The organism is Mycobacterium europaeum, from assembly GCF_002102155.1.
GTDB classification, from domain to species: Bacteria; Actinomycetota; Actinomycetes; order Mycobacteriales; family Mycobacteriaceae; genus Mycobacterium; species Mycobacterium europaeum.
Genome location: NZ_LQOU01000009.1, coordinates 87,725 through 113,852 on the forward strand (window position 1 = coordinate 87,725; position 26,128 = coordinate 113,852).

At 67.9% G+C, this 26,128-nt stretch carries 25 protein-coding genes; 13 read left to right on the top strand and 12 right to left on the bottom strand.

All coding sequences use genetic code 11. The annotated features are described in order from the left end of the window. Window positions 1-416 precede the first annotated feature (416 nt). Complete coding sequence (locus AWC03_RS03360; protein WP_085239106.1) at window positions 417-1,139, bottom strand: glycoside hydrolase domain-containing protein; 723 nt, start codon at window positions 1,137-1,139, stop codon at window positions 417-419. A gap of 60 nt (window positions 1,140-1,199) precedes the next feature. After that, complete coding sequence (locus AWC03_RS03365; RefSeq protein ID WP_085239107.1) at window positions 1,200-2,114, bottom strand: MerR family transcriptional regulator; 915 nt, start codon at window positions 2,112-2,114, stop codon at window positions 1,200-1,202. 40 nt (window positions 2,115-2,154) lie between these two features. Between AWC03_RS03365 and AWC03_RS03370 the strand changes: the two genes are divergently transcribed. Then, window positions 2,155-3,306, top strand: coding sequence for an aromatic ring-hydroxylating oxygenase subunit alpha (locus AWC03_RS03370; RefSeq protein ID WP_085239108.1), 1,152 nt, complete (start codon window positions 2,155-2,157; stop codon window positions 3,304-3,306). Here the strand turns inward: AWC03_RS03370 and AWC03_RS03375 are convergent. After that, window positions 3,289-4,650, bottom strand: coding sequence for a lipocalin-like domain-containing protein (locus AWC03_RS03375; protein ID WP_085239109.1), 1,362 nt, complete (start codon window positions 4,648-4,650; stop codon window positions 3,289-3,291). The two genes, AWC03_RS03370 and AWC03_RS03375, sit on opposite strands and share 18 nt — an antisense overlap. A 91-nt stretch (window positions 4,651-4,741) precedes the next feature. Between AWC03_RS03375 and AWC03_RS03380 the strand changes: the two genes are divergently transcribed. Then, complete coding sequence (locus tag AWC03_RS03380) at window positions 4,742-6,208, top strand: aldehyde dehydrogenase (RefSeq protein WP_085239110.1); 1,467 nt, start codon at window positions 4,742-4,744, stop codon at window positions 6,206-6,208. Between the two features lie 88 nt (window positions 6,209-6,296). Here the strand turns inward: AWC03_RS03380 and AWC03_RS03385 are convergent, their stop codons facing one another. From AWC03_RS03385 to AWC03_RS03405, 5 genes are all read right to left on the bottom strand, one after another. After that, window positions 6,297-6,758, bottom strand: a complete 462-nt coding sequence (locus AWC03_RS03385) for a MaoC family dehydratase (RefSeq protein ID WP_085239111.1) — start codon at window positions 6,756-6,758, stop codon at window positions 6,297-6,299. Then, the gene (locus AWC03_RS03390) at window positions 6,755-7,228 is read right to left on the bottom strand and encodes a MaoC family dehydratase (protein WP_208859392.1); all 474 of its coding nucleotides are present in this window, start codon (window positions 7,226-7,228) and stop codon (window positions 6,755-6,757) included. The genes AWC03_RS03385 and AWC03_RS03390 overlap by 4 nt, the downstream gene beginning before the upstream one ends. Window positions 7,229-7,290: 62 nt before the next feature. Further along, entirely contained in the window at window positions 7,291-7,716 is a 426-nt protein-coding gene (locus tag AWC03_RS03395) for a nuclear transport factor 2 family protein (RefSeq protein ID WP_085239112.1), read from the bottom strand. Between the two features lie 95 nt (window positions 7,717-7,811). After that, on the bottom strand, window positions 7,812-9,398 hold the full coding sequence (locus AWC03_RS03400; protein ID WP_085239113.1) for an AMP-binding protein: 1,587 nt from the start codon (window positions 9,396-9,398) through the stop codon (window positions 7,812-7,814). A 20-nt stretch (window positions 9,399-9,418) separates the two neighbouring features. After that, window positions 9,419-10,546, bottom strand: a complete 1,128-nt coding sequence (locus AWC03_RS03405) for an aromatic ring-hydroxylating oxygenase subunit alpha (protein ID WP_090420820.1) — start codon at window positions 10,544-10,546, stop codon at window positions 9,419-9,421. A 152-nt stretch (window positions 10,547-10,698) separates the two neighbouring features. Here AWC03_RS03405 and AWC03_RS03410 point away from each other — a divergent pair, with 152 nt between their 5' ends. Beyond that, on the top strand, window positions 10,699-11,937 hold the full coding sequence (locus tag AWC03_RS03410) for a cytochrome P450 (protein ID WP_085239234.1): 1,239 nt from the start codon (window positions 10,699-10,701) through the stop codon (window positions 11,935-11,937). Between the two features lies 1 nt (window position 11,938). On the opposite strand, the gene AWC03_RS03415 is transcribed toward AWC03_RS03410, so the two are convergent. The 3 genes from AWC03_RS03415 to AWC03_RS03425 all read right to left on the bottom strand — a co-directional run bounded on the left by AWC03_RS03415 (window position 11,939) and on the right by AWC03_RS03425 (window position 15,095). Next, a complete protein-coding gene (locus tag AWC03_RS03415) occupies window positions 11,939-12,379 on the bottom strand; it encodes a nuclear transport factor 2 family protein (protein ID WP_085239115.1) in 441 nt (146 codons plus the stop codon). A 122-nt stretch (window positions 12,380-12,501) separates the two neighbouring features. Next, complete coding sequence (locus tag AWC03_RS03420) at window positions 12,502-12,693, bottom strand: ferredoxin (protein ID WP_085239116.1); 192 nt, start codon at window positions 12,691-12,693, stop codon at window positions 12,502-12,504. Window positions 12,694-12,710: 17 nt separating this feature from the next. Beyond that, window positions 12,711-15,095: a CaiB/BaiF CoA-transferase family protein gene (locus AWC03_RS03425; RefSeq protein ID WP_211279203.1), complete on the bottom strand. Its 2,385-nt coding sequence runs from the start codon at window positions 15,093-15,095 to the stop codon at window positions 12,711-12,713. A gap of 99 nt (window positions 15,096-15,194) precedes the next feature. Between AWC03_RS03425 and AWC03_RS03430 the strand changes: the two genes are divergently transcribed. Both AWC03_RS03430 and AWC03_RS03435 read left to right on the top strand, forming a co-directional pair. After that, window positions 15,195-16,016 (top strand): FadR/GntR family transcriptional regulator, encoded by an 822-nt coding sequence (locus tag AWC03_RS03430; RefSeq protein ID WP_085239118.1) that lies wholly within the window; start codon window positions 15,195-15,197, stop codon window positions 16,014-16,016. Window positions 16,017-16,026: 10 nt separating this feature from the next. Further along, window positions 16,027-16,746 carry an SDR family oxidoreductase gene (locus AWC03_RS03435; RefSeq protein ID WP_085239119.1) on the top strand — a complete coding sequence of 240 codons (720 nt, stop codon included), beginning with the start codon at window positions 16,027-16,029 and terminating at the stop codon, window positions 16,744-16,746. Here AWC03_RS03435 and AWC03_RS03440 read toward each other — a convergent pair. Beyond that, window positions 16,709-17,581 (bottom strand): LLM class flavin-dependent oxidoreductase, encoded by an 873-nt coding sequence (locus tag AWC03_RS03440; RefSeq protein WP_085239120.1) that lies wholly within the window; start codon window positions 17,579-17,581, stop codon window positions 16,709-16,711. The genes AWC03_RS03435 and AWC03_RS03440 overlap by 38 nt on opposite strands. Before the next feature lie 78 nt (window positions 17,582-17,659). On the opposite strand from AWC03_RS03440, the gene AWC03_RS03445 reads away from it, so the two are divergent. The 8 genes from AWC03_RS03445 (at window position 17,660) to AWC03_RS03475 (ending at window position 26,120) form a co-directional block, all read left to right on the top strand. Next, window positions 17,660-18,727: an acyl-CoA dehydrogenase family protein gene (locus AWC03_RS03445; RefSeq protein WP_085239121.1), complete on the top strand. Its 1,068-nt coding sequence runs from the start codon at window positions 17,660-17,662 to the stop codon at window positions 18,725-18,727. Continuing rightward, entirely contained in the window at window positions 18,724-19,821 is a 1,098-nt protein-coding gene (locus tag AWC03_RS03450; RefSeq protein WP_085239122.1) for an acyl-CoA dehydrogenase family protein, read from the top strand. The genes AWC03_RS03445 and AWC03_RS03450 overlap by 4 nt, the downstream gene beginning before the upstream one ends. Next, window positions 19,818-20,975, top strand: coding sequence for an acyl-CoA dehydrogenase family protein (locus AWC03_RS03455; RefSeq protein WP_208859349.1), 1,158 nt, complete (start codon window positions 19,818-19,820; stop codon window positions 20,973-20,975). Before AWC03_RS03450 ends, AWC03_RS03455 begins: the two co-directional genes overlap by 4 nt. Beyond that, a complete protein-coding gene (locus AWC03_RS03460) occupies window positions 20,972-21,907 on the top strand; it encodes an acyl-CoA dehydrogenase family protein (protein WP_085239123.1) in 936 nt (311 codons plus the stop codon). The genes AWC03_RS03455 and AWC03_RS03460 overlap by 4 nt, the downstream gene beginning before the upstream one ends. Then, window positions 21,904-23,400, top strand: coding sequence for a class I adenylate-forming enzyme family protein (locus AWC03_RS03465; RefSeq protein WP_085239124.1), 1,497 nt, complete (start codon window positions 21,904-21,906; stop codon window positions 23,398-23,400). The genes AWC03_RS03460 and AWC03_RS03465 overlap by 4 nt, the downstream gene beginning before the upstream one ends. Before the next feature lie 184 nt (window positions 23,401-23,584). Further along, window positions 23,585-24,001 carry a putative copper homeostasis (lipo)protein LpqS gene (gene lpqS / locus AWC03_RS26730; protein ID WP_141659194.1) on the top strand — a complete coding sequence of 139 codons (417 nt, stop codon included), beginning with the start codon at window positions 23,585-23,587 and terminating at the stop codon, window positions 23,999-24,001. Between the two features lie 182 nt (window positions 24,002-24,183). Next, window positions 24,184-25,299, top strand: a complete 1,116-nt coding sequence (locus tag AWC03_RS03470) for an FAD-dependent oxidoreductase (RefSeq protein ID WP_085239125.1) — start codon at window positions 24,184-24,186, stop codon at window positions 25,297-25,299. 92 nt (window positions 25,300-25,391) lie between these two features. Further along, window positions 25,392-26,120, top strand: coding sequence for a DUF4396 domain-containing protein (locus tag AWC03_RS03475; RefSeq protein WP_244275200.1), 729 nt, complete (start codon window positions 25,392-25,394; stop codon window positions 26,118-26,120). The last annotated feature ends 8 nt before the right edge of the window (window positions 26,121-26,128 follow it).

Below are 26,128 nucleotides of genomic sequence, written 5' to 3' on the forward strand. Positions count from 1 at the left end.
GGTGTGTTGTCGCGGACCGCCCGTGTGGGTCGAGCGGCGCGGCGGACTGCATCGGCTGCACTAAGAGTGTCATAAGGACCGACCCCCGTTTTTCGTGGTGATCGGTTACTGATGAGTTCTACGCACGGGTAACCGTGTCGTGGGTAACACCGGGTTGAATTGGCGGCGCGGGCGCGGCGAACAAACCTGCTGCATGCAGGTGGTTACGGTCGAGTAGCTATAACTGCGCTGATCAAAGCAGTTTTGTTATGTAATCGTTATGTAAAAATTTCGAGCCGCGAAGCCGCGTCCGACCCGCCCGCGCCGCGTCGTCGCGGGGGCGATCGCGCCCGCCGCCGCGGAGAATGAGCGAACGAGTGTTTGCTGGGATCTCTAAGAGACGCGGGCGAGCGGCGCGCGGTGAACAAGCCGCCGGGCTACGCCCATTGCCCGAATTGCGGCTTGAGGATCTCGTTGATGTCCACCCCGACCCCGCCGACGCTGCGTTTGTCGATCTCGACCTGATGCAGATGGGCGGCCGGGTGGGTGAACCCCTTGGGCGAGCCCCAGTTGTGCTGCCAGAAGTAAGACCCCAAACCGTCGTGCAGCGCCCAGTCGATGGTCTTCGAATTGGCGTACACACCTGTGCGCTGATGACCGATCACCGACTCCCAGGACCGCAGGTAGGGCACGATCAGCTGTTTGTACTGGTCATAGGACGGGTCGTCGTCGATCGAGGCGTAAATCGGCGCGCTGGCGGGCCCGCCCGCGGCGGCGTGCAGTTGCATGCCGCGCTGCGCGTGCTGGATTCCGGCATTGGCCCCGCCCAGCCAGTCGGCGGTGTTGCCCTTGCCGTACTGGTAGCAGGAGACGATTTTCAGCCCATTGCTGTTGAGGTCACGCGCCTCGGCGACCTGGATCGGCTTGCCCAGCATCCAGTTGCCCCCGGGACGCCGGTCGGAGACATACCTGATCGAGCCCACGGCGCCGGCGGCCCGGATCTGGCTGGCGGGGATGACGCCGGCCGCGTAGTCGAGCAGGGTGCCCAGCGACGCCGACGCGGGCGCCGGGTGCAGCGCCGCACCCGCGACACCCAGGCCCACCAAGGCAGGGCCCGCGGCAGCCCATTTGAGTAGGTCGCGTCGCGAAACCGATGACACAAGCGCCAGAGTACGACAGGAACCCCATCCGACTCGTTGACCACACTGGTCACATCTGCATCACAGTGCCGCATCGCCGGTTTGGCTCGGCCTCGCCGCGGGCAGCACGATGACACTCACGGCCTCCAGGCTCCGATGAGCGGTCTGACGGGCGATCTCGTCGAGGAAGTGCGCGGCCGCCGGGTTGATGGATCCCGCCCAGGCCCGGAATCCCTGCACGATCACCGGGTCACGTTCCAGCGACGGCCGCACCGCGCGAAGCACGCCGACGACGTCGTCGGGCAGGGGATCGGTGAGCTGCCGATCGACCCAGCTGCGGGCAAGCTCCGTCGCGGCCACCCGATCGTCACCCAACCCGATCACGTCGCCGGCCAGGTTGCGCAACCGGTCGAACAGCACCCGGCGTCCCGGCGTCTCGGCCAGTTGTGCCAGCAGGGTGCTGGCCGCCGGCGGCAGGACCATCTGCCCGAACAGCGCCGGAACGGGCAGGTCCCACTCGTCGAACAGGTCGGCGTACATGGCGGCGACGGGCGCCGACAGCGGCGCGCTGAGCCGCCCGATGACGCCGATGCTGTCGCGGTGCGTCGTCGCCAGCGTGCGCAGGATGTCCTCGTTGACGTCGGCGTCCGGGCAGTCCGTGGCGGCGCGGGATGCGACGCGGGATCGGTCGATGGCCGCGATCAACTGATCCAGCCGGTCGCGCTGACGCAGCAGCAGGGTCCGGTGCTCGTCGAGCACGCCCGCGAGCGAGGCACGCCCACCGGCGACCAAGCGCTGGATGTCGTTGATGCTGACGCCGAGACTTCGCATCAGGTCGATGCGCAGCAGGTCGAGCACCTGCTCCACGCCGAAGACCCGGTAGCCGTTGGACAGGTGCTCGGCATGCAGCAACCCGACCTTTTCGTAGTGGCGGATGCGACCGGAAGCGATCCCGGTCAGGGCCGTGACGTCGCCGATCAGCAACCGGTCAGGCACTCCTTGACCTTACAACTGTCGCAAGGTCTGTACTGGGCAGATGGAACGCGACCAACTCATCGACCTCACGCGCCGCGCCCTGAAGCTGGCGCGCGACAAGACCACCGATCTCGCCCCAGACGTACACCGGGTCGAGGCACAGGCCTACACGTCGGCCGAGCGCCACGAGCGGGAGCGGGCGATGGTGATGGCCGGCCCGCAATTGGTCGGCTACGTCTCGGAGCTGCCCGGCCCGGGCGCTTACTGCACGAAGACGGTGATGGGGCGGTCGATCCTGTTGACCCGCACGGCCGATGGATCGGTCAAAGCGTTCGACAACGTCTGCCTGCACCGGCAGTCGCAGGTGGCGACGGGTTGCGGCACCGCCAAGCGGTTCACGTGCCCGTATCACGCGTGGACGTACGACAACGACGGGCGGCTGGTCGGCCTGCCGGGCCGTGAGGGTTTTGCGGACGTGACCGTGAGGGCCGCCAGCCTGACCGAACTTCCGGCCGCCGAGTTCGCCGGATTCCTCTGGGTCGCACTGCAACCCGGCGCAGCGCTGGACATCGCCGCGCACCTCGGCCCCCTGGCCGACGAGCTCGATTCGTGGGGCATCGGGCGGTGGTCGCCGCTGGGCGAGAAGGTGCTCGACTGTCCGATCAATTGGAAGCTCGCGGTCGACACCTTCTCGGAGAACTACCATTTCGCCACCGTGCACCGGCAGACCTTCGCCACCATCGCCCGCAGCAATTGCACGGTTTTCGACGCGTTCGGACCGCACCACCGGTTGATCTTCCCGCTCAACGCGATCCTGGAGCTCGACGGAGTCCCCGAAGAGCAGTGGAATCCGTTCCAGAACATGGTCGTGATCTACGCGCTGTTTCCCAACATCGTGCTGTCGGTGACCATCGCCAACGGCGAACTGTTCCGGATCTACCCCGGCGACCGGCCGGGAAGATCGATCACCGTGCACCAGAATTCCACCCCGCTGGACCTTTCCGACGAATCGGTGGCCGCGGGCGCGCAAGCGGTGTTCGACTACGCGCACGCCACGGTGCGCGACGAGGATTACCGGCTGGTCGAAAGCCTGCAGGCCAACCTCGAGTCCGGCGCCAGGGACCACCTGCTGTTCGGCCGCAACGAACCCGGGCTGCAGCATCGCCACAACTCCTGGGCGCGGGCGCTAGCCGGGTCAGCCGTCCTGGCGTGACCCCTCGGCGGACAGCACCGCCACGAGGTCGTCCAACAGCGTTGCCAGCGCGTCACTTTGAGCGGGGCGCACCGTGGTCAACAGCCCGACCGCTTCGCTGCGACGGCCGCGGGCCAGCAGCTGCACCAGCAGAGCCGCGGCCATCTGCATGTCCCGGTCGGCGGGCTCCATGTTCGCGACGGTGGTGGCGAGCACCTCGACCAGCTCCCAGTCGCGGTACAGGGCCAGGGAGCGTTCGTTGAAGGCGAAGCCGGTCACGGGCTTACCCCAGAGGGTTCCGCGGTAGCGGTATGGGCCCTCCATGTATTCGATGGGCAGCCCGTGCGCGGGAGCGGGCACCAGCGGCTCTCCGACGATGTCGAGCTGCATGGTGCGGCTGGTGATCCGATGGCGGTCCGGCATGTAGCGGGCCGCGGCGTGCGGCCGCACCAGCGGTTGCACCGCGTCCGGCCACCGCACGTAGCTGCTGATCTCCACCTCGACGTCCTCGGCGCATTCCGGCGGCACGGCCGGATCGGGATGACTCATCGTCACCCCCGTAAACGGCTGCAGCGCATTGCGGTTGGTGCGGTCGAACTGCCGCCAGATGCTCACGTCCACGCCGTTGTCGAAGTTGATGGTGCGCCATTCGTGGGATCGGGCCCGCGGGTCTCCCCCGGTCCCACCGCCGCCGGCGTACTTCGGGAACCACTGCCGGTCGATATGGCCGCTGTTGCCGGAAACCTGGTGGACCACACCGCCCCAGCGCAGGGTGCCCGTCATCGCCATCCCCGTCTGGAAATACGAATAGGTCTCCGTCTGGCCGAAGCAGCAGATCTTTCCGTTGTACGTCGACGCACCCACCGGCGTCGGTGCGCGCGTTGGGGTTACGGCCAGGTCGAGCCGCATGGGCCGCCCCGACTGGTCCTCGCCGACCAGGCTGACGCGATAGGTGTAGGGCAGCAATCCACCTTCGTTGTCGCGGCAGGTGGTCCAGGACGCGGTGCCCGCCCCGCTGGCGTAGTGGATGTCGAGATGCCCCGTCGCCAGGGTCAGCTTGCGCCGCGCTCCGGGCTCCAGATTGGCCGGCGGCATGTCGTAATCGGTGTAGGTGCCGTAATCGCCGGAATCCAGATCGAACAGCGCCATCGTGTAGAAGTCGGCGACCACGGCGCCGCCGGGCCGGTTCTTGTTGAAGATGGTCAGGAAGGCGAAAGACCGGTCGGCCTCGGCGGCATCCAGCTGCCCGGCGATGAACCAGGTGTCCGACTCCTGGTCCGGGTGGTCGCCTTCGGCGGCGGGGAAGTCCAGCTGGCTGTCGCCGGGCACCAACTGGAAGGGGTAACTGCGCCAATCGCTGGTCATATGGGCCTCGCTGCCTTTTTTCGCTATGTTAGCGTCAATAGCGAAATCCCGGTCCCTGTCGCATTGCGCCCGACCCTCGAGGAGGTGCCGGATGACAGAAAACGCCGGCCACCGGTCCTACAACGAACTCTTCATCGGGGGGCACTGGCGCAAGCCCGCCAACCCCCAGCAGCTCGCGGTGATCTCCCCACACTCCGAAGAACCGGTCGGCCACGTCCAGGTGGCCGGGCCCGAGGACGTCGACGCCGCCGTCGCCGCCGCGCGACACGCGTTCGACCACGGCCCATGGCCGCGGATGACCCACGCCGAGCGGATGGGCAAGATCGAACAGCTCGCCACCATCTACGCCGGCCACATCGAGGACATGGCCGACCTGATCACCGACGAAATGGGCTCACCGCGTAGTTTCAGCCGGCTGGGCCAGTCGGCGGCCGCGGCGTCGTTGATGCATCTGGCGCTGGCCGCCGCGCGCGACTTTCCGTGGCAGGAAAGGCGCCAGGGCGTGCTCGGCGAAGTGCACCTGCGCAGGGCCCCGGTGGGGGTGGTCGGCGCGATCGTGCCATGGAACGTCCCGCAGTTCCTGATCATGCCCAAACTGATCCCGGCATTGATCGCGGGGTGCACCGTCATCATCAAGCCCGCGCCTGAAACCCCTTTGGACGCTTTGTGGTTGGCGGAAATGATCGAGCAGATCGACCTGCCCGACGGGGTCGTCTCGGTGCTGCCCGGCGGACCCGATATCGGCGAGGCGCTGGTGCGGCATCCGAGCGTGGACAAGATCGCGTTCACCGGATCCAGCGCCGTCGGGCGCCGCATCGCCGCCCTGTGCGGCGAACAACTCAAGCGGGTGAGCCTGGAATTGGGTGGCAAGTCCGCGGCGATCATCCTCGACGACGCCGACATCGGCAAGACGGTGGCCGGATTGAAAACCGCCGGCCTGATGAACAACGGTCAGGCGTGCGTCGCGCAGACCCGGATCCTGGTCAGCGACCGCCGGCACGACGAGGTCATCGACGCGCTGGCCGACATGATGTCGGCCCTCAACGTCGGCGATCCGGCCGACGACGCCACCGACATCGGACCCCTTGTCGCACAACGCCAACAGCGCCGCGTCCAGGACTACATCAAGTCCGGCCAGGCCGAAGGGGCCCGCGTCGTCCTCGGCGGCCAGGACAGCCCGGCGCCGCGCGGCTGGTACGTGCAGCCAACGTTGTTCGCCGACGCCACCAACGACATGCGCATCGCGCGGGAGGAGATCTTCGGTCCGGTCTTGACCGTGCTGCGCTACCGCGACGAGGACGACGCGATCCGGATCGCCAACGAGAGCGACTACGGTCTGGCCGGTTCGGTGTGGACCTCCGACATCGCGCACGGCTTGGAAATCGCGGCGGGGGTGCGCACCGGGACGTACGGCATCAACATGTACACCCTCGACATCGGCGCCCCGTTCGGCGGCTTCAAGCAGTCGGGCATCGGGCGCGAATTCGGCCCCGAGGGCCTGCACGAGTACGTCGAACTCCAGACGCTGGTATGCAAAGGGCAACTGCCGCCGCTATAAACGCTGTCGGTGACGCATGTCATCAGGGGGCATGCGGCGATTCCCCGTTGCGATAGCACCGGCGATATCGGCCGGCAGTTCCCCTACGTCAATCCGTCGCCGCTGCGCCGACTTCGGGCACCTGCAGAGTGAGCTCGACCGGGCAGCACAGCGCGCCATGCTGATTGGTCACTTGGATCTCGATGTCGACGAGGCAGCGCGGTGGGTGCACCGACGTGTCGCGCCGTTTGGCCACCGCGCGGCCCCGGCCGATCATGGTGTCGCCGGCATAGATCGAGCCCATCAGCCTCAAGGATCGGCGCACCACGCGGCTGCTCGGCCCCGCCCAGTCGGTCGCGACGCGGTCCGCGAAGCCGGCGAGATGCATCGTGTTGACGTAGATGGTCGGATTACCTTGGCGCCGCGCGTATTCAGGATCGAAGTGCCCCGGAAAGTAGTCCCAGGTCGCACCCGCGTTCTCCACCACTCGCTGGTAGCTGATGTGGTCGACCAGCTCCGGCAGCTCGACCGGCACGGTGATCTCGTCGAAGTCGAGATCGTCGCCGGTCACGGGGACGCCCCAGGTGTGAAACGAAACAGGGTGTTCCGGCACGTGGCGACCACCGTCCCGTCCTGGCGCCGGTAGGTCTCCAGCGTCTCGACGAAATGGCCGACACCCAGCCGGGTCCGCTTCTCCGGTGACACCGACACCAGCTCCTCGACGACGGCGAGCAGATCGCCTTCGACGATGGGGTGCAGAAACTCGACATCGTTGGCCGCGTTGATGAACGTGGTGCCAGGCAGCGGCACCCGCAGCACCAGGGACGCCGCCGGCGGCCTGCCCTGTGGCTCCCAGGGCGGAGGGATCAACCAGCCCATCAGCAGGGCCGGGGGCGCTAGCAGCCCTCCCCATTTCCGGCGGGCGAACTCGGCGTCCCAGTAAGAGCGATTGCGGTCGTGGACCATGGCGGCGAACAACTGGATGCGCGCGCCGCTGACCGCCGTGGCCGCGACGCGCGGCTCGCTCGTCGCGCCGACCATTCGCAGCGCATCTTCGTAGGTGCCGAAGGCCAGCTGGTAACTGAGATCCGGGTCCACGCCGCTCACATAACGAGCGGATGCCGACTGGGCACCGAATCCCATTGCAGCTGGCGCGAAGTGAAGTACCAGCCGCCGCGCTCGTAGACCAGGGCATCCTTGAACACCCCGGTCGCGCGCAGGGTGGTGTCGCCGTACATGCTGGCGAATAGCAAGACAACGCAACGCCCTACGGCGTTGACTCCGTCGATGCGGATCTCGTGATCGACCGTCACCAACCGCTGACCGTCGCCGCCGTCGAAGGCGGCGCGCAGATCGTCGAAGGTATCGCCGTCGCGGGTGTAGGTGGCCCCGGAGTGACGGAAGGTGGCGATCCAGCGGTCCCGGTCGCCCTTGGAATATGCCCGGTTGTGCCGGGCGTTCAAATCCAGGATGGCAGCGCGGGCGGCGGCGGCCAGGAGCATTTGCTGTTCCTGATAGGACATCGTCATTTTGGTCTCCAGCCTCTCCCGGAAAACGACTGCCAACGAGCGGACGGATGTAACGCTAAAGTAACTTGCCGACGACTACGTAACATTAACGTAACTTACCGGCTAACGATATAGCCCTGAGCTTCACGATCCCACGCCTCTCGAGTCACCCCCCGCACACGCAACAGGTCTTTGCGTACCCGCCCGATGACGTTCTTGGGAAGTTCGCTGACGATCTCCACGAATCGCGGCACGCAGAAGTACGGCATCCGGGCCGCGCAGAAGTCGAGCAGCTCCGGGTAGTCCAATGTGGCCCCCGGCCGCAACGTGACGGCCACCAGGATGTCGTCTTCACCCAACGGGCTGGGCACCCCGACGGCGGCGGCTTCGGCCACGGCGGGATGTTGCATGACAACGGTTTCCACTTCCACCGAGGAAACGTTTTCACCGCGCCGGCGCAGCGAATCCTTCCTGCGGTCGACGTACGTCAGGTTGTCCTCGCTGTCGAACCGGCCGAGATCGCCCGTGCGAAACCATTCCGGGTGGGGAATCACCTGCAAGCCCGGGCCGACATAGCCGTCGCTCATCACGTGCGGGTGCCGGGGCCGGCAGGCGATCTCCCCCACCGCGCCGACGGGCACCGGCTCGCCGCTCTCGTCGACGATGCGCACGTCGAAATGCGGATTCGGCCGGCCCGACGTTCCGGGCACGCCGTCGTCGGCCAGGGCCTTGACGGCGATCGGAAACGCCTCGGTCATCCCGTACATCGTGACAATGCGGCAGCCGTATCGCTTTTCGATGTCGCGGTAGTCCTTGGCGCCGATCGGAGCCGCGGAGATGAATCGCAACGGAAGCTGGGCATCGCGCGGATCCGCGGGCAGACTGCGCAGCATCGACACCATGGCGCCCGCACCGGCGAAGCCGACGGCACCGCGGGCGCGTACCTCGTCCCACACCTTGGCGGGATGAAACGCCTCGGCCAGCACGGTCGTCGCGCCGAGCAGCATCGGGGCCAGGACGCTGGGCGCCGCGCTGAGGTGAAACAGCGGCATCGCCGTCCACAGCACCTCCCCCGCACCCAGTTCCCAGGCCGACGCGACCGTCGCGGCCACCGTGAACAGGTAATGCCACGTCGTGGCAACCGCTTTCGACGGCCCGGTGGTACCGGAGGTGTAGAAGAGGCATCCCACGTCGGTCGCCGCGGCGGCAGTGACGGCGAGCGGTGCGCCGGCGTCTCGGCTCAACGCCGATTCGAGTGAGTCCCCCCGGGCCACCACGCTCGGCGCGGCGTCCAACGCGCCGGCCACCTCGTCGAGCCGGGGCCGGCGCTCGGCATCGGTGAGGACGACCTTCGCCTGCGAGAGCCGCAGGGCGTTCAGCAGGAAGTCCCCCTTGTTCGCGGCGTTGACGGCGGCGCTCACGGCGCCGAGGCGCGCCGCGCCCAGCCAGAAGTAGACCCATTCCGGGCAAGTGCCGGTGAACAGGGCCACGCCATCCCCGGGCCGAACCCCCAAGTCCGTCAGCATGTTCGCCGCGGCGCACGACCGCTGCCGCATCTGCTCGAAGGTCACGTCGACGCCCGCGATCGACATCATCACGCGGTCGGGATGCTGTTCTGAACGCCGATCGAGCACGGCCGGCACGGTGAAGCCCTCGACACCGAAATCGGCGGGCCCGGGAGGTCCGCTCCGGTCGGGACACATGAGGCCTCCGGGGCTTCCGCTCAGGCTTTCGCGGCCGCCGGGTCCGGCTGACCGTCGGCGGTGTAGCCGAAGTCGGACGGCGACGGCTGCGCGCCCGGGTAGAAGCGGTGCGCCCACCGGCGCAGGGCGGCATAGTCGTGGGCCTCTTCGGGAGCCAGGTTCGGCTTCTCCAGGTACTTCATGTTCTCCCACGTGAAGAAGTCTTGTTTGATGACTTCCTGTTGCAGCGCCAGGAATTTCGCTGCGCGACCGGTCGGCACGTCGCCCGTGTCGCCGGGCTCGCGGACGGAAGCCTGGGTGTAGAAGTAATCGGTGTAGTCCTCGTCGACCGGCGTCTGCCCCGTGACCTGGACCGTGGCCACCAATTCGCTGGGGAAGCGGACGACCCCCAGTCCCAGCGAGTAGTTGTCGTAGATGATCTTGGCGTCGACTGGCCCGTTGGGGGTCAGCCAGGTCGACGCGCGGCCACCGCCGAAATGCGCGTTGACGGTGGCGTGCAAGTGGTACCCGGACACCTCGAAGGACGCGGTGGTCGCCGGATTGGCGGCCTTGTGCACGTATTGCACGTGGTACGGGTCGGCGGCGTTCTCGATGATCATCTGCGGGTGCACCTTCACCCGGTTGAGCATCTGGGTGTGCGGGTGCAACGGGTAGTACTCGTTGGTCTCCAGCTCGGGCAGCACCGGCGGCTGCCAGTACGGCGCGCGGCCGTGCCGCTCGTGCCACGCGAGGATGAAGCCGTACCACTCCATGCTGGGGTAGGTGCGGATGCGGACGTTGTTCTTGCAGCCGATCTTGCTGTAGGGGATCACCGCGTTGCTGCCGTCGCCGCGCCATTGCCAGCCGTGCCAGGGGCAGACGATGTTCTCGCCCTCCACGGTCCCGCCGACGCCGAGGTTGGCGCCCAGGTGCTGGCAATAGGCGTCCATCACGTGCACCCGGCCGGTCTCGGTGCGGAAGATGACCAGCTCTTCACCGAAGTAGTGCGCCCGCTTGACGGCGCCGGCGGCCACCTCGGAGCCGAAGGCCACGATGAACCAGCCCGTCGGGAACCGGTAGCTCGACAGCGCGATGCCGGCCGAACCGAACTCGCGTTCCGAGGGGTCTCCGGCCGAATCCGACGCCGGGTCCGAAATTGTATGCGTCACCAGCTCTCCATATCCCGCCCAGACCAAGGCGAGCCGAGCGCAACCGGGCCGCCCTTCACTCACCAAGGTTCGACGACAAGGTCTATTTTTACTATTTTAAGCATTGAACGTCAACGCGGCGCTAACGCGCCCTGGCAGAAGTGGGGTATCGCATGACGGCTGCGGCAGTGGACCTTTCCGACTTCGCCCTGTGGCGCAACGGCTTTCCCGACGAACTGTTCGCGGAGTTACGGAGCAGCCGGCCGATCTTCCGCCACGGCCTGACCCCGGGCGTGGCCCAGACCGTGCACCGTGATTTCTGGGTGGCGACCAAACACCGGCACGCGGTCCGCCTGCACCGCGACACCGAGTCGTTCACCGCGGCCGATGGCCCGCTCATCCAGCCGGTAGCCATGTTCTCGGCGTCCCCGACGATCATCACGATGGACCCGCCGGACCTGAACAAGCGCCGCAAACTCATCTCCAACGCGTTCAATCCGCGGGCGATCGCCAAGTTGGAGGACGGCATCCGGGCGCGTGCGGCGCGAATGATCGATGCGCTGCTCGCCAAGGGCGGCGGGGACTGGATCGAGGACGTCGCCGACGCACTACCGATGACGGTGATCGGCGACATCCTCGGAATCCCGGACGAGGACCGGCCGCGGATATTCGACATCTTCGACCGCATCCTGAAGGTGCTTGCGCCGGAGGCGGGCCCGAGCGGGCGGGCAGAGCTCGACCTCTTCGCATCGGTGTTCAGTTACGCGATGGAGCTGACCGCAGAGAAGCGGCGCAACCCCACCGATGACATTTGGAGCACGCTGGCGACCGCGGTGATCACCGGCGCAGACGGCGAGCAGTTCAGCCTGCCCGCCAACGAACTCGAGTTCTTCTTCTTCGTGCTGGCGTTCGCCGGCAGCGACACCACCAAGAACGCGCTGGCGATCGGGCTGCAGGCGTTCATGGCGAATCCGGACCAGATGGAGCGCTATCGCGAGCAGGAAGCGCTGCGGCCCAGTGCCATCGAGGAGGTGCTGCGCTGGGCCTCACCGGTCGCGTACTGGACGCGCACCGCGAAGATCGATGTGGAGATGGACGGCCAGCACATCGCGCAGGGGGAACGGGTGGTGTCGATGCTGCGATCGGCGAACCGCGACGAGGAGGTCTTCTCCTCACCGTTCACGTTCGACATCGGCCGTCAACCCAACCCGCACGTCGCCTTCGGGGGCGGCGGGCCGCATCATTGCCTGGGCGCCATGCTGGCCCGCGCGGAGCTCCGCGCGGTCTTCGACGAGTTGCTGTTGCGCTGCGACGACATCGAAATCGGCCCGGCACGGGTGGCTTACCCGAATTTGACCACCAACATGTCGATCTACGACGCGATGCCGATCTCGGTGACCGAGAGGCGATAAATCAGTAGGGTGCCGGCGAATCCCCGAAAGCCGCGAGAACCGCCAAGGGGTCCAGGTAGTCGCGCCAGTGCGCGATCTTCCGATCCTTGACCTTGATCACCGAAACGAACCGGTTGACGTAGGGCGCGTCAGTCTTCACCACGGTGCCGTGCATGGTGTACTCCAGAATGACCACCGACTTCTCGGGGTCGTAGTAGCGGTACACGTCACTGCTGTGACTCTGAACGATCGAATCGCCGTAGTCAGCGTAGAGCTCGGCCAGCGCCTCTCGCCCCACGACCGTGCGCGGGTAGTCCGGGACGGTGATGACGAATTCAACCATCACGTCCTCGGCATGCATGTCGAAAAAGTCGGCACCGTCGACCAGACCCTTCAAGCCCTCGGCGACAACGTCGAAGTATGGCCGCATCGCGGCGTACCGAGCCATGTCTCGCAACGACATACACACACTCTAAGGCGCACCGCCGACGTGTGCAGGGCGGCTCGATCTGATTGCCCGACCTTCCCCGCAAGCGGGAGGTGCCCCAATACTTGCGCCGCCCCGGCGCTCGCCTTCGGGGCGAGTCACTCGATCAGCCGCAGCGCGGCCTTGGGACACTGATCCACCGCGGCGCGCACGTCGATCTCGAGCCGCGGTGGCACGGGGCCGTCCGCGATCTGCACCACGTCCTCGTCCCCGAGTTCGAAGACGTCCGGCGCCAGCGATTCGCAGAAACCGTTGGCCTCACAAAGGTTTTCGTCGATTATCACGCGCATCAGATGCCCTCCACTTCTCACAGGCCCTTGGGTCGGGTCCCGATCACCCCACTGGTTGCGAGGCGCGTCAGTTCGTCGTCGGTCAGCCCGCACCGATCGCGCAGTACGTCTTCATTGTGCTCGCCCAATCGCGGCGGTGGCCGCAGCAGCCAGTTGTCCTGGCCGGCCAGCCGGGCGAACGGAGGGCAGGGATAAAGGCCCGCACCGGTGCTGGGGTGGTGCAGGGTCTCCAAGAATCCGCGGTGCCGCAGCTGGGGGTTATCGGCGACCAATGACGGCGAAACCACCGGCGCGGCGGGAATGCCTGCGCCGGCCAATTGCTCCACCGTCGCGTCGAGGGGCAGGTCGGCGAACCACTCCGCCAGCCGGCGATCGACGTCGTCGGCCCTGTGCCGCCGTGCCGCGACGGTGGAGAGCTCCTCGTCGCACCAGGCCGGTCGACCCATCAGCTCGACCAGCGCGCGCCACTGCCGATCGTCGCGCACGGTGACCGCGATCCAGTTGTCCTCGCCGGCGCACCGGTAGATGTTCTGGATCGCGTCGCCGTGCCCGCGGTTGCCCCGTCGGGTCAGCGTCACGCCGAAGACCTCGGATTCGATCGCCTGGATCGCGGTGGCGTTCAGCACCGTTTCGAGCATCGGCAACTCGACGAGCTGCCCCGATCCGGTCCGGTCGGCGAAGTTCAGCGCAGCCAGCACGGCGAACGCGGCGTGCACGCCGGCCAGCGGGTCGCAGGCCCCCCGCGGGGTCACCGGCGGCGCGTCGGGCAGCCCGGTCACCCAGGCCAGTCCGGCGATCTGCTCCATGGTGGGGGCGAATCCGACCCGGTCCCGCCACGGCCCGTCGAGCCCGAACGCGGGCATGCGGGCAACCACGAGTTCGGGGTTGACGTTCAGCAGCATGTCGGCGGTCAGGCCGAAATGGTCCATCACCCGTGGGGAGAAGTTTTCGATGACCACGTCGGCGCCGGCGGCCAGCCCGGTGAACAGGCGGCGCCCGTCTTCGGAGCCCAAATCGAGCGTGACCGAACGCTTGTTGGTGTTCATGGCGTGGAACACCCAGCCGTACTCCCACCAATCGTCGACATCCGTGCGCATGCCACCCGAATAGCGGATCCCATCGGGTCGCTGGATGGATTCCACCTTGACGACGTCGGCGCCGAACGCGGCCAGCAGATGGGTTGCCGCGGGACCGGCCCAGAACGCGGTCAGGTCGACGATGCGCACGCCGGCCAGGGGTAACGTGCGCGGAGCCGGGCCGTCCCCGGGCGTCCTTGGCGGCCAAGGGGTCTCATCGTTGGCCCCGCCGAGAGCGGGGGTTGCCCCGGTCGGCGCTGGCGCGCACGCCGACATCAGCCACGGCGGCCGGGGCTGGTGAAAGCCGGCGGGGTTGCGAACGAAGGCCCCGCGCCGGGTCACGTACTCCATATCCCGGATCGTGGAGCCGTTACCCAGCGCCGCGATGGGCAGCCGGAACAGTTGGCCGAGTTCGACGATCTCCTCGACCGTCCGTTCGGCCAGCCAGGGGCGGATCTGTTCGCGGATCAGGTCGCGGTAGGCCCACCGGCCGATCTGGAACCGCAGCTGCTCGATCTCCTCGAGCTGTGGACATTCGACCATCGCGACGAAGTCCAGCCATTGCTGGCCGGTGACCATGGTGATCCCGACGTAGCCGTCTTTGGCGGGCTCGATCGAGGGCACTTCGAGGGTGCGGCGGATCGGCGGCACCCGCAGCAGCTGGGAGTGCAGCCATTCGCTGCTCTGCATGGCGGTGATCGCCTCCAGCATGGACAGATCCAGGTGCTCACCGGGGCCGCCGCGCTCGACGCGGCGGCGCACGGCCAGCGCCCCGAACGCGGCGTACACGCCGCCCATGTACTCCCCCAGGTCGCCGCCGATGGAGATCGGAGGTCCGGCGGGATCGCCCCGGAAGCCCGGCGAGCCCGCCCACGCCTGCAGCGTGAACTCGCTGGCGGCCCGGTCGGCGTACGGTCCGGTCCACCCGAAGTCGGAGATCGTGACGATGACGGCGCCCGGGGAGGCTGCCAGCAGCCGCTGCGGGTCGACACCCAGGGCCGCCGCCCGGGCCCGACCGGCCGTGACCAGCACGACGTCCGCGGCGGCCAGCAAGCCGGAAAGACGCTCAGAGGCTGCGGGGTGCGTGGTGCTGCGCTTACCGGAGTTGAGGTAGGCGAAAAACGGCGAACTCGCCCCGTCGCCGATCACCGACCCGGTGGCGGAGTACCGCCGGAGCCAATCCCCTTGCCGCGGTTCGACTTTGCATACTTCCGCCCCGGCATCGGCCAGCAGCTTCCCACAGTAGTCGCCGGCTATCCGGTCGCTGATCTCTACGACACGCACGTCACGCAGCGGTGTGGGCCGGCTTTCGGACCGCTCGCTCACTTGTACCCGCCCTCCCGACCGACGCGCGATCGAAGAAGCTATTTATACCATTACTGCTAAAATAGCTAAGCCAGCGAGTTGCTTTGCATCGAGGATCGGATGACCGCCTTGGGAATTGGGCAGGACGCCCGTCGCCGATTGTCGGCGCCGCGGATCGCAGAAATCGTAGCCGACGAGTTGCGCCGCCAGATCATCAACGGCGAGCTCGCCGACGGCGATCTGTTGCCGCGCCAAGAGGTGCTCGTCGACCAGTTCAACGTGAGCCTGGTTTCGCTGCGCGAAGCGCTGCGGATCCTGGAAACCGAGGGCCTGGTTTCGGTCCGGCGGGGTAACCGCGGCGGGGCCGTCGTGCACGCCCCGGCGAAGACCAGCGCCGCGTACATGCTGGGGTTGTTGTTGCAGAGCGAGTCCGTGGCGGTCGCCGACCTCGGCATGGCGTTGCAGGAACTCGAGCCCGCGTGCGCCGCCCTGGCCGCGCGGCGGCCGGACCGGGCGGACACCTTGGTGCCGGAGCTCAACCGGCTCAACGAGTCCATGGCCGAAAACATCGAGGACGGTGGGCTGTTCACCGAAATCGGCCGGGAATTCCACGATCTGGTGGTGCGTGGCTGCGGCAATCACACCATCATCGCGGTGGTCGGCAGCTTGGAGACGCTGTGGACCAGCCACGAACAGCAGTGGGCGGACGAGAGCGCGGCGCGCGGTACTTACCCCTCGTTGGCCCAACGCCGCGCGGTGCTCAGCACGCACGTCAAGCTGACCGAGACCATCGCGGAGGGTGACGTCGACCGGGCGCGCCGCATCGCCGGTCGCCACCTCGCGGACACCCAGACCTACGTGCTCTCCGATCGTTCCGATCAACGGATCCACGCGTTGTCGCCGCAAGCCTTGTCGCGGACGCGGGATTTCCGGCAACCGTAAGCGGCGGCCGTTGAGAACCGCATTGGTCACCGGCGGCAGCGGCGGGATCGGCAAGGGGTGCGGCCGCAAGCTGGTCGAGCTGGGTTACGACGTAGTGCTGGCGGCGCGGCGCGAGCCGCCGTTGCGTGCGGCCGCCGAGGAGATCGGTGCCCGCCACGTCGTGGCCGACGCGTCGGACCCGGAGGCGTTCGCAGCTGCGACAAGCGCATTGGAGACGATCGACCTCGTCGTCCACGCCGCGGGCACGCTGGGCGGAACCTACGCGCGCAAGCAGACGTTCGAACAATGGCGAACCATCATCTCGGCCAACCTGGATTCGTGCTTCGTGGTGACCGCCGCCGCGCTGCCACGGATGCGCCCGGGTTCGCGGTTCGTGTTCATCTCCTCGTCGGCGGCACACGAACCGATGATGGCGCGGACCGCCTACTCCGCATCGAAGGCCGGCATGAACGCATTCGCACGGGCCCTGGCGGCCGAAGTCGACCGCGACGGCATCAGCGTCCACATCGTCACACCCGGCCCGGTGGAAACCGAGATGCTGCAGGACGTTCCTTTCGAGATGTACGCGATTCGGGTCTCGGAAGTGGCGGACGCGGTCGCCTGGCTGGACACCGTCGACCCGTCGGTGGATCTGCCGGAGATCCGGCTGAGCGCGGTGCAGCGCGGGCCGTACGCCCGGCCACCGGTGGTGCCTACGGAGGCCCGTCGCCGGCGGCGGGGAACGTCTTGATCACCGTCTCGCCGAATTCCTGCAGGGAATCGGGGACGGCGAAGTCGGCGAACCACACGTAGAACCGCTCGACCCGCTGGGCGGCCAGGCCGGTGAAGTGTGCGATCAGCTCGCCGGCGTCGCCGCACACCAGCCCCGACCCGAGGTTGCCGAATCGCCGCGCGCTGACCTCGCGCACCTTGTCCGGGTCGCCGCCCGCCCGGACAAACCCGACCATCTGCTGGACCGACACCCGGGCCGTCCCCGCGGCGGGCGCCAGCTTGGGCAACTTGTCGAGGTGGTTGGCCGGCACGTTCCACCAATCCGCGTGCCTGCGAACGAGTTCCATCATCCTGGACCCGGTGCCGCCCAGGACCAGCGGTATCGGATGCGACCGCCGGGGGGCTTGCGGAACGGGACCGCCCTGCGGATCGTCGCCCCAGTACCGTCTGATCAAGTCGAGGTGGTGCCCGAGTTGCTCCACCCTGGCCACCGGATCCTGCTGGCCCACCTCGAATCTGGCGAATTCCGCGGGCCAGGACCCCGCGCCCAGACCCAGCTCGAATCTGCCCTGCGATACGTCCGACAGGGTGACGGCTTGCTTGGCCAGCACAGCGGGGTGGCGGAATGCGTCGCACAGCACCAGGTGTCCGATCCGCAGCCGCTCGGTTTTGGCCGCCACCCAGCCCGCGATGCCCATTGCCTCCCAGATGCTTTCATCGGGCAGACCGGGCGCCTCGAGGTGGTCGATGAACGCGATGCCGTCGAAGCCACTGGCCTCGGCGCGGCGCGCCCGCTCCACGATGTCGGCCGTCGACAGCCGCACCTGCGGCAGGAACAAATACCACTCGACCATGCACCCACCTATGCGTATGTTGCCGTGCGATTGCCAACCGGGCCGCTAGTTTACTATTTTTATTATGTTAGGGGTCTTATGGATGTCGGACTGAACGCGGACCAGCTGTCGCTGCGCGACACTGTGCGCGACATCCTGCGCACGGAGTGCCCGGCCGATGCAGCCCGGCAAGCGTTCACGGATCCGGAACGCTGGCGCGCGCTGTGGAAGACGGTTGTCGACCTCGGTTGGACGGAACTCGCCGAGGCCGGCGACTACGGGCCGGTCGAGCTCGCGGTGGTGCTCGAGGAATGCGGCGCCGCACTGGCACCGATTCCGCTGCTGAGCAGTGTCGGTCTGGCCGCCGGCGCATTGCGGCCTGCCGGCCTGGACGCGGTCCTCGCCGAGATCGCGGGCGGAGCCGTCGCCACGTTGGCGGTGCATGCCAGGGGATCCCGGCTGGCCGGTGCGCCGATGGCGCTGCACGGCGGACGGCTGCGGGGTCGGGCGGTCGCGGTCCCCAACCTGTCCCGGGCCGATCTGCTCGTCACGCTGGCGCGGACGGACACCGCCCCCGACGGCACGGTGGTGGCGGCCGTTCGCTGCGGCGACGGGGTGACCGTGATCGCGGGCGAGTCGACCGACCCCGCGCAACCGCTTGCGGACGTGGAGGTCGACGCCGAGCCGGTGGCCATCGCGCCCGTCGATAGCGAAACTGCGTTGACGCGGCCGTTGGTGGCAGTGGCCGCTGATTTGGTCGGCGTGGCCGGCGCCGCCCTGCACCGCGCCGTCGAACACGCGAAGACGCGCCGCCAGTTCGGCGCGCCGATCGGCGCGTTCCAGGGAATCAAACACGCGCTCGCCGACAACTACGTCGGCTTGGAGCGCGCGCGCAGCCTCACCTACGCCGCGGCCGCCCGGCTGGCCGATCCGACCACGTCCCCGGCCGCCGCCTGGACCAGCGCGGCACTCGCCAAGGCGGCGGCGGGCGATGCGGCCGTCAACTGCGCCAGAACCGCGGTCCAGGTGCACGGTGCGCTCGGGCAGACCTGGGAGCACGACGCCCACCTCTACGTCCGGCACGCATGGCAGGCCGGCGCGATGCTGGGAGACAGCCGGGCGCTCTACCACGAGGTAGGTCGCCGCTTCGCGGGAAGCGCGAAATGATCTCGCCCACCGAGGAATTCGGCGCCTGGCTGACCGATTTCCTGCCGAAGGACTATTACGCCAACTATCGGCAATACCGCTGGGACCTGAAACTGCGGCGGGACTACCAGCGCGCCGCGTTCGAGGCCGGATGGATCCAGCCGACCTGGCCGCGGGAGCACGGCGGCCGGTCCCTGGGGTTGCGGGACGCGATGGAAGTCAGGATCGAGGCGGCGCTGCGGTCGGCGCCCAAGCTGCCCAACATCGCCGGCCCCAACGTCGCCGCACCCGGGATCCGGCAATTCGGCACGCCCGCCCAGGTCGACCGCCTGCTGGTACCGCTGCTGCGCGGTGACGAATGGTGGGCCCTCGGCATGTCCGAGCCGGAAGCGGGATCGGATTTCGCCGGGCTGCGCACGCGGGCCGAGCGGGACGGGGACGTCTTCCGGGTGACCGGACACAAGATCTGGACCACCCAAGCCCACGAGTCGCGGTGGTGCACCCTGTATGCGCGCACCGATCCGGAGGCGCCGAAACACCGCGGCATTTCCTGCCTCATCCTCGACCTGCACTCCCCCGGGGTGCGCATCGAGCCCATCCGGATGGCGTCAATCTCCGACGAGACGTTTTGCGAGGTCTTCCTCGACGATGTCGAGGTGCCCGCCGACAACCTCCTGGGGCCGCTGCACGGCGGGTGGAACGTCGCGCTGTCCTCGCTGCACCACGAACGCCAGATGATCTGGATCATGAACTGGGTCGAGATCAAGCGCGGCCTCGACGCGGTACGCCGAGCGCAGCCGACGGCGGATACCTGCACCGAGCTCGGTTCCCTGCTCGCCGACGCGGAAGCGTTGCGGGCCACCGGATACCGCGCCCTGGGCAACGAACTCGCGGGGCGACCGAGCCCCGAAGCCGACACCATGAAGCTGCTCGGATCGGTTACCTTGCAGCGCGTTTGGGAGCTGGCCGCCGCCACCGCGGGAATGCAATCGCTCAGCGACCCAGACCTGCTCTTCGAACGCCAGGACGCGCTGGCCGCGACCATCTACGGCGGAACATCGGAGGTCCAGCGCAACATCATCGCCGAGCGGGTGCTCGGGCTGCCGAAGGGATGACGACGATGGATTACGACCTCGGGGACGATGCCGCGGAGTTGCGCAAACACCTGCGAGAGTTGGTGGCCAACCACATTCCCGCCGACTTCCTCGGGGCCTGCACCGAGAACCCGCGGGATCTCGCCACCACCGAAACGTTCTGCAAGCTGCTCGCCGCGGAGGGTCTACTGGCGCTGGCGTGGCCGAAAGAGCATGGGGGCGGCGGCGGTTCGGTGTGGCAGCAGACCGTGCTGCGCGAGGAGATGTGGGCGCAGCACGAGCCCCGCGGCCCGCAATACATGGGCATCAACTGGGTGGGCCCGGCACTGATGCGTTACGGAACAGCCGAACAGAAGGCCAAGCACCTGGCGGCCATCGCCGCCGGTGACGTGATCTGGTGTCAGGGCTTCTCCGAGCCGGAGGCCGGCACCGACCTCGCCTCGTTACGCACCCGCGCCGTCCGGGACGGGGACGGCTGGCGCATCACCGGCCAGAAGGTGTGGACGTCGTACGCGCTGATGGCGTCGTGGTGTGTGCTGGCGGCGTGCACCGATCCCGGGGCGCCAAAGCCCAAGCGGCTCACCCTGTTCCTGATCCCGATGGACCGGCCCGGCTTCACCGTCCGGCCCATCGGATCGATGCTGGGGCCGCACCACCTCAACGAGATGTTCTTGGACGGCGTACCGGCGTTTCCCGGCGACGTCCTCGGCGAGGTCGGCGACGGCTGGCGGGTGATGCGCGAAGCGCTGGCGTTCGAGCGCGTCGGCATCGCCCGTTACGCGCGGTGCGAGTCGCTGCTCGAGCGGATGCGCGCCCAACTCGGCGACGACTGGGACACGCTGCCCGAGTCGCTGCGATCGCGGTGGGTGCGGGCGCTCGTCGACCTACGGGTGGCCCGGCTGCTGGCCTATCGCGCGGTGTCTCTGCAGGATGATCCGGCGGCGGGCGCGGCGGCCAGCGCGGCCCGCATCGCCACCACCACGTGCGACCAGCAGGTCGCCGAACTGCTTTTCGACGTGCTGGGTCCGATCGCACTGGACAGCGGCTCCGGCGCGGCGCTGCACGGGGCGATCGAGGACCATTGGCGCTATGCCCAAGCGGCCACCGTGGCGTCGGGCACCATCGAAGTACAGAAGATGTTGGTGGCCCGGGACGTGTTGGGAGAACACCGATGAAAACCGATCTACCACAAGACATCAACGACTTCGCCGCGGTCGCGGCCAAGCGATTCGCCCGTCTGGGCGGCCCACAGGCGGCGTTGCGCGCCGAGACCGACGACGGCGTCCGGGACGCCGCCCGGACGGCCCTGAGCGAGGTCGGCGCGTTCGACCTCGATGTCCGCTCGGTGCCCGACGACCTGCTGGCCGCAGCCGTGCTGTGCCGGGCCGCCGGCGCGACCGCGTTGCCTTACCCCCTTGTCGAAGAGTTGTTGGCAGTCGACGGGGCTCGTCTTGTCCTGGTCAACCCCGAGGCGCCGCGGATCGACCACGGCGACCTGCCCGGTGAATGGATCGCCGCCGACCTGAACGGCACCCGCTACCGCCCGACGCCGGCGAAGCGGACCGCCGCCAAACTCGGCCCCTTCCTGGTGCCCGCTTCCCTCGGGGAACCCCATGGCACCATTCCGGCGAGTGACGTTAACCTTCATCTCGTGCTGGGATCATGGCGGATTCTGGGATCGGTGCAGCAGGCGCTGCACATCGTCACCGATCACGTGCGCGCCCGCATTCAGTTCGGTAAACCGCTGGCGGATTTTCAGGCCGTCAGGTTCGCCGTCGCGGAGGCCGCCGTCGCCGTGCGCGGACTGTACGAATTGGCGAAGTTCACCGTGTGCCGGCCGGAATCGCTGCCCATACAGGTCCATTCGGCGGACGCACTCGTTCTTCGGCTCAAGGCATCCGAGACGGCGCGGCAGGTGCTACGCACCGCCCACCAACTGCTCGGCGCCCTGGGTTTCTGCGATGAGTCCGACATCAGCGTGCTCGATCGGCATACCCAGCCCTTGATCCGCCTGCCGTTGGGCGCCGAGGCGCTCGCGTTGCGCTTGATCCCCGACGTGCGGGACGGCTCGCTGGAAACGCTGTTCAGCGGGCCGGTATCGGCGTGACCAAACCCGCCGCGGACGAGGTGACGGCCAACCCGTTAGCCGACGGAATCCCGTTCGGCGTCAAACTGCAAGAACTCGCCGAGCGGCGCCCGGATGACCTCGGGGTCACCGTCGTCGCGCTCGACGGCACCACACAGTCGCTGACCTTCGGTGAACTCGACGCCCTCGCCAACCAGTGGGGCCGGGCGCTGGCCGCCCACGGCGCCGCGACGGGTTCCCTTGTCGCACTGGCGATCCCCAACTCCGAGCACCTCGTGCTGGCCACGCTGGGCTGCTGGAAGATCGGTGCCGTACCCGTGCCCATGCACTGGGACCTGCCCGAATGGGAGCGCGACAGGGTGCGCGAGGTGATCAACCCCGCGGTGGTCGTCGACGAGGCGAGTCGCTGGCGCCTGGAGTCGCAGGCGGCGGCCGAGCCCGCCGACGCCCTGCCCGCGGCCGTCTCCCCCAATGTCAACGGCATCTGCAGCAGCGGTTCGACCGGCGTGCCGAAGGTGATCCTCAGCCTGGCGCCGTCGCTCTGGACCCCCCAGCACGGCGAGCCGTTCCTGTCGAACTGGACGCCGGTGGCCCAGCCGCAGACCATCATGGTGCCCGCGCCGATGTACCACACCAACGGCTTCGCCACCTTCTTCTTCCTGCTGGCCGGTGACCATCTGGTCATACTCCAAAAATTCGACGCAGCATTGGTTTTGGATGTGGTCGAGCGCTTTCGGATCACGAACTTCACCGCCACGCCCACGATGCTGGCGCGTATTGCGGCCCGGCCGGACGTCCGACAGCGGGACCTGTCCAGCATCGTGTTCATCCTGCAGGGCGCCGCCGTGATGCCCCCGTCGCTCATGCACACCTGGTTCGAGCTGCTGAGCCCGGAGCAGATCGTGTCGGCATACGGGATGACGGAGAACCTGGGCCTCACCGCCTTGCGGGGCGATGAGTGGCTGGCTCATCCGGGCAGCGTCGGCCGCGGTTTCCGCGACACCGAGATCCGGATCCTCGACGCCGGAACACACCAGCTGGGCCCCGGTGAGCACGGCGAGATCTATCTGCGCGCACCGATGAGCGCGGGCTCACGCTATGTCGGGGGTGCGCCGCCGCTGCCGTCGACCGAAGACGGCTTCCGCTCCGCCGGCGACATCGGCTACCTGGACGAGGACGGCTACCTCTACATCGTCGACCGGCGCGTCGACATGATCGTCACCGGCGGCGCGAATGTGTTCCCGGCCGAGGTGGAGTCGGCGTTGGCCGGCCATCCCGGCATCGCCGACGTCGTCGTCATCGGCCTCGCCGACCCGCAATGGGGACGCCGGGTGCACGCCGTGGTGCAGCTCGCCGACGGCGCGGCGCTCACCGAAGAGCAGGTGATCGACTACGCCAAGACCCGGCTCGCCCACTATAAGGCCCCCAAGACCGTCGAGTTCGTCGATGCCATTCCCCGCACCGCGGCAACAAAGGTCAATCGCTCGGCGATGATCGAAGCCCGGGGCGGATGACCCCCTTCCGCTGAAGATACCCCGTTAGGGTACCGGGAGCGAGCACAATAGCGGGCAAGCAGTTTCCTGCGATTCGAAAAAGCGTGTTGTACCAAGCTAAATTGCCGAGAGCTCAGGTGCATACTCCTCGGCTGGGCGCAGTCACTGACATATACCCCCGGGGGGTGATAGCATCGCCACTGTTATGCGTACGCAGACCTCCCGCACCAACCAGTGGCTGCGCTACACCACCGCAGTCGTGGCCCTGTTCTGGGCGCTGGGTGTCGCGGCGGGATGCCACCTGCCGGCCGCGAGCGCGACGGCTACCGGGACGCGGTCCCTCCCGGCGGCCGCCGCCGGGCCGCGAGCGCCCACGCTTGCGCACCCGGCGCCGATGGGCGGCTCATGCTCGCCGCTGGACCAGACCTGCAAACATGTGGCACAGGCGTGCTCGACAATCCATTTGGTGGCACTGGCCCTGGTCGTCTCGGCATTGGTCTTGGCCGGTTCACTGGCTTCACCGGTGGTCCCGGCGCCGCGGGGGCCGCCTCGACCTGACGGCTCCGTCTTTCACCGCTCGGGTCGAAATATCTTGACCCGCTTCTGCATCGCTCGTATCTGATCGGTCAGCGCCGAGCCGTCGTGGGTTCCCCCGTCGGCCGGTCGCCGCCGTCCTTACTCTCGCCGCGCGCAGATTCGCGGGGCGCTCCGATCCAGAAACGAGAGATCCATGAATTCTGTTCTGTCCAAATGCCCGAAGCAGTTTCGCTACGCCCATGCCGACAACCGGCGGGAGGCGCGCTCATGACGGCGCGCGCGGACCAGCCGGGCGCGCTGGTGATCGGGGCCGGGGTGAGCGGGTGGACCACCGCGCTGGTGTTGGCCCGACGAGGCTGGCGCGTCGTCGTCATCGCCGACCGGTTCGGCGTCGACACGGTGTCGACGGTGGCCGGAGCCTTGTGGGAATGGCCGCCATCGGTGTGCGGCCGCCATCACGATGAGGCCGTGTTGGGCCGTTCCGCCGAGTGGGCGAGGTACTCCTACATTCGCTTCGCCCGGCTCGCCGCGGACCCGCGCACCGGCGTCAGCCTGCGCCCGGCGGTCTTCTACTTCTCTCGTCCGGTCGACGAGGACCCGGCTGAGCTGACGAAGATGACCGAGGTCGGACGCTTCGTTCCCGGGTTCGTGCACGACCCCGAATTGATTGCCGCCTACGGCGTCAGCCCGCGCGCCGGGGTGGTGGACGCCTATTCGTACCTGGCACCCACCATCGATACCGACTGGTATATGGCCTGGCTGGCCGGCCAGGCCGAGGCCGCGGGCGTCACCGTCGGTCGGCGCGCCATTCGGGGGCGGCTCGCCGAGCGGGAAGACGAACTGCTGGCCGAGTACGGTGCCGAGCTGATCGTCAACTGCTCGGGGCTGGGAGCGCGCGAACTGGCCGGCGACACCAGCATGGTTTCCCACCGTGGCGCGCTGCTGCGGGTGATCAACGACGGCAGCCGCATGGCCCGCGTGACCGCCGCCCACGCAGTGGCCAACGATACGAGGACCGACGACCAAGACATGGTCTTCATCGTTCCCCGCGGGGCCAACCGGCTATTGCTCGGCGGCCTGGTCGAACCCGGTGAGTACAACACCGACCTTCGGCTGGATAGTTATGCGCCGCTGCAGCAGATGCTCGAACGCTGCAGGGAATTCCTACCGATTCTGCGCGAAGCCCGACTGGACGCCGCCGACCCGGTGCGGGTGGGGCTGCGGCCCTTCCGCGAAGGCGGCGTGCGGCTGCAGATCGAACCCGGCACCCGGATCGTGCACAACTACGGACACGGCGGCGCGGGCGTCACCCTGTCGTGGGGCTGCGCGGACGAGATCGCCCGGCTCGCAGAGACCCTGCTCGCCCAGCAGGGCGTCGCCTGAACCGGCATGACCACGACGCAGATCGAGTTCACCCGCATTCCAACGGGATTCAGACTCCCACCGACACAGGAAGGACCAACATCATGATGTCTATGCCCGCACCCGAGTGGGTGACGCTTCTAGCCTGGATCGTGACGGGCCTCGGCGCGCTCCTGGCCGCTGCCATGCTCGCGGATATCTACGTGGGTGGTTATCGGCAGCCGCTGCGTGCCATGGAGGCAGTCTGGCCGATCACCGCCATCTACGCCGGTCCGCTGGCGTGGTGGGCCTACTACCGCTGGGCCCGGCCGGCCACCCGACACTGGCAGCAACAACACGGTTGCCCGCCCTCGCTCGGGCTGCCGGCCACGGCGGCCGTGCAGACCATTCCGGGCGGGGCCGTCTCATTCGTCGGCCACATGATCGCCATGCCGTTGGTGATGTGGACCGGTATGACGATCGCCGGTCAGGGCGTGTGGCCGATGATGTTGCTGATCGCGGCTTTTGCGCTGCCGCTGCTGATCGCATTCGAGTATCACTCGCTGTCGGTGACCGACCGGAGCCGGTCGGCGGGGCAGCGCTTGTGGGCGGCCTCGCGCATCTCGGTTCTCGCGATCGTCGCGTTCGACGTGGGCATGGGAGCCTCCATGCTGCTCGTCGCATTCGTGTTGGGTTACTCCCCCGCCTCCATGGCGTTCTGGCTTGTCATGTGGGCCGGGATGTGGCTCGGCTTTGCCACCGCATACCCGATGGTGTGGTGGTTGCTACCCAAAGAGGGCACCGGGTCGGCGGAAAGCGCGCCGATCGCCCAACGTCCACGGGCGAAGGCGGCACAACAGTAGGCGGTGAG

Bases quoted from the DNA above. Each gene is read 5' to 3' on its own strand.
- AWC03_RS03370 (WP_085239108.1), top strand. From the start codon at position 2,155: ATGGAACGCGACCAACTCATCGACCTCACGCGCCGCGCCCTGAAGCTG.
- AWC03_RS03375 (WP_085239109.1), bottom strand. From the start codon at position 4,650: ATGACCAGCGATTGGCGCAGTTACCCCTTCCAGTTGGTGCCCGGCGAC.
- AWC03_RS03380 (WP_085239110.1), top strand. From the start codon at position 4,742: ATGACAGAAAACGCCGGCCACCGGTCCTACAACGAACTCTTCATCGGG.
- AWC03_RS03390 (WP_208859392.1), bottom strand. From the start codon at position 7,228: ATGGTCGGCGCGACGAGCGAGCCGCGCGTCGCGGCCACGGCGGTCAGC.
- AWC03_RS03395 (WP_085239112.1), bottom strand. From the start codon at position 7,716: ATGACGATGTCCTATCAGGAACAGCAAATGCTCCTGGCCGCCGCCGCC.
- AWC03_RS03400 (WP_085239113.1), bottom strand. From the start codon at position 9,398: ATGTGTCCCGACCGGAGCGGACCTCCCGGGCCCGCCGATTTCGGTGTC.
- AWC03_RS03410 (WP_085239234.1), top strand. From the start codon at position 10,699: ATGACGGCTGCGGCAGTGGACCTTTCCGACTTCGCCCTGTGGCGCAAC.
- AWC03_RS03415 (WP_085239115.1), bottom strand. From the start codon at position 12,379: ATGTCGTTGCGAGACATGGCTCGGTACGCCGCGATGCGGCCATACTTC.
- AWC03_RS03420 (WP_085239116.1), bottom strand. From the start codon at position 12,693: ATGCGCGTGATAATCGACGAAAACCTTTGTGAGGCCAACGGTTTCTGC.
- AWC03_RS03430 (WP_085239118.1), top strand. From the start codon at position 15,195: ATGACCGCCTTGGGAATTGGGCAGGACGCCCGTCGCCGATTGTCGGCG.
- AWC03_RS03440 (WP_085239120.1), bottom strand. From the start codon at position 17,581: ATGGTCGAGTGGTATTTGTTCCTGCCGCAGGTGCGGCTGTCGACGGCC.
- AWC03_RS03445 (WP_085239121.1), top strand. From the start codon at position 17,660: ATGGATGTCGGACTGAACGCGGACCAGCTGTCGCTGCGCGACACTGTG.
- AWC03_RS03450 (WP_085239122.1), top strand. From the start codon at position 18,724: ATGATCTCGCCCACCGAGGAATTCGGCGCCTGGCTGACCGATTTCCTG.
- AWC03_RS03455 (WP_208859349.1), top strand. From the start codon at position 19,818: ATGACGACGATGGATTACGACCTCGGGGACGATGCCGCGGAGTTGCGC.
- AWC03_RS03460 (WP_085239123.1), top strand. From the start codon at position 20,972: ATGAAAACCGATCTACCACAAGACATCAACGACTTCGCCGCGGTCGCG.
- lpqS (WP_141659194.1), top strand. From the start codon at position 23,585: ATGCGTACGCAGACCTCCCGCACCAACCAGTGGCTGCGCTACACCACC.
- AWC03_RS03470 (WP_085239125.1), top strand. From the start codon at position 24,184: ATGACGGCGCGCGCGGACCAGCCGGGCGCGCTGGTGATCGGGGCCGGG.
- AWC03_RS03475 (WP_244275200.1), top strand. From the start codon at position 25,392: ATGCCCGCACCCGAGTGGGTGACGCTTCTAGCCTGGATCGTGACGGGC.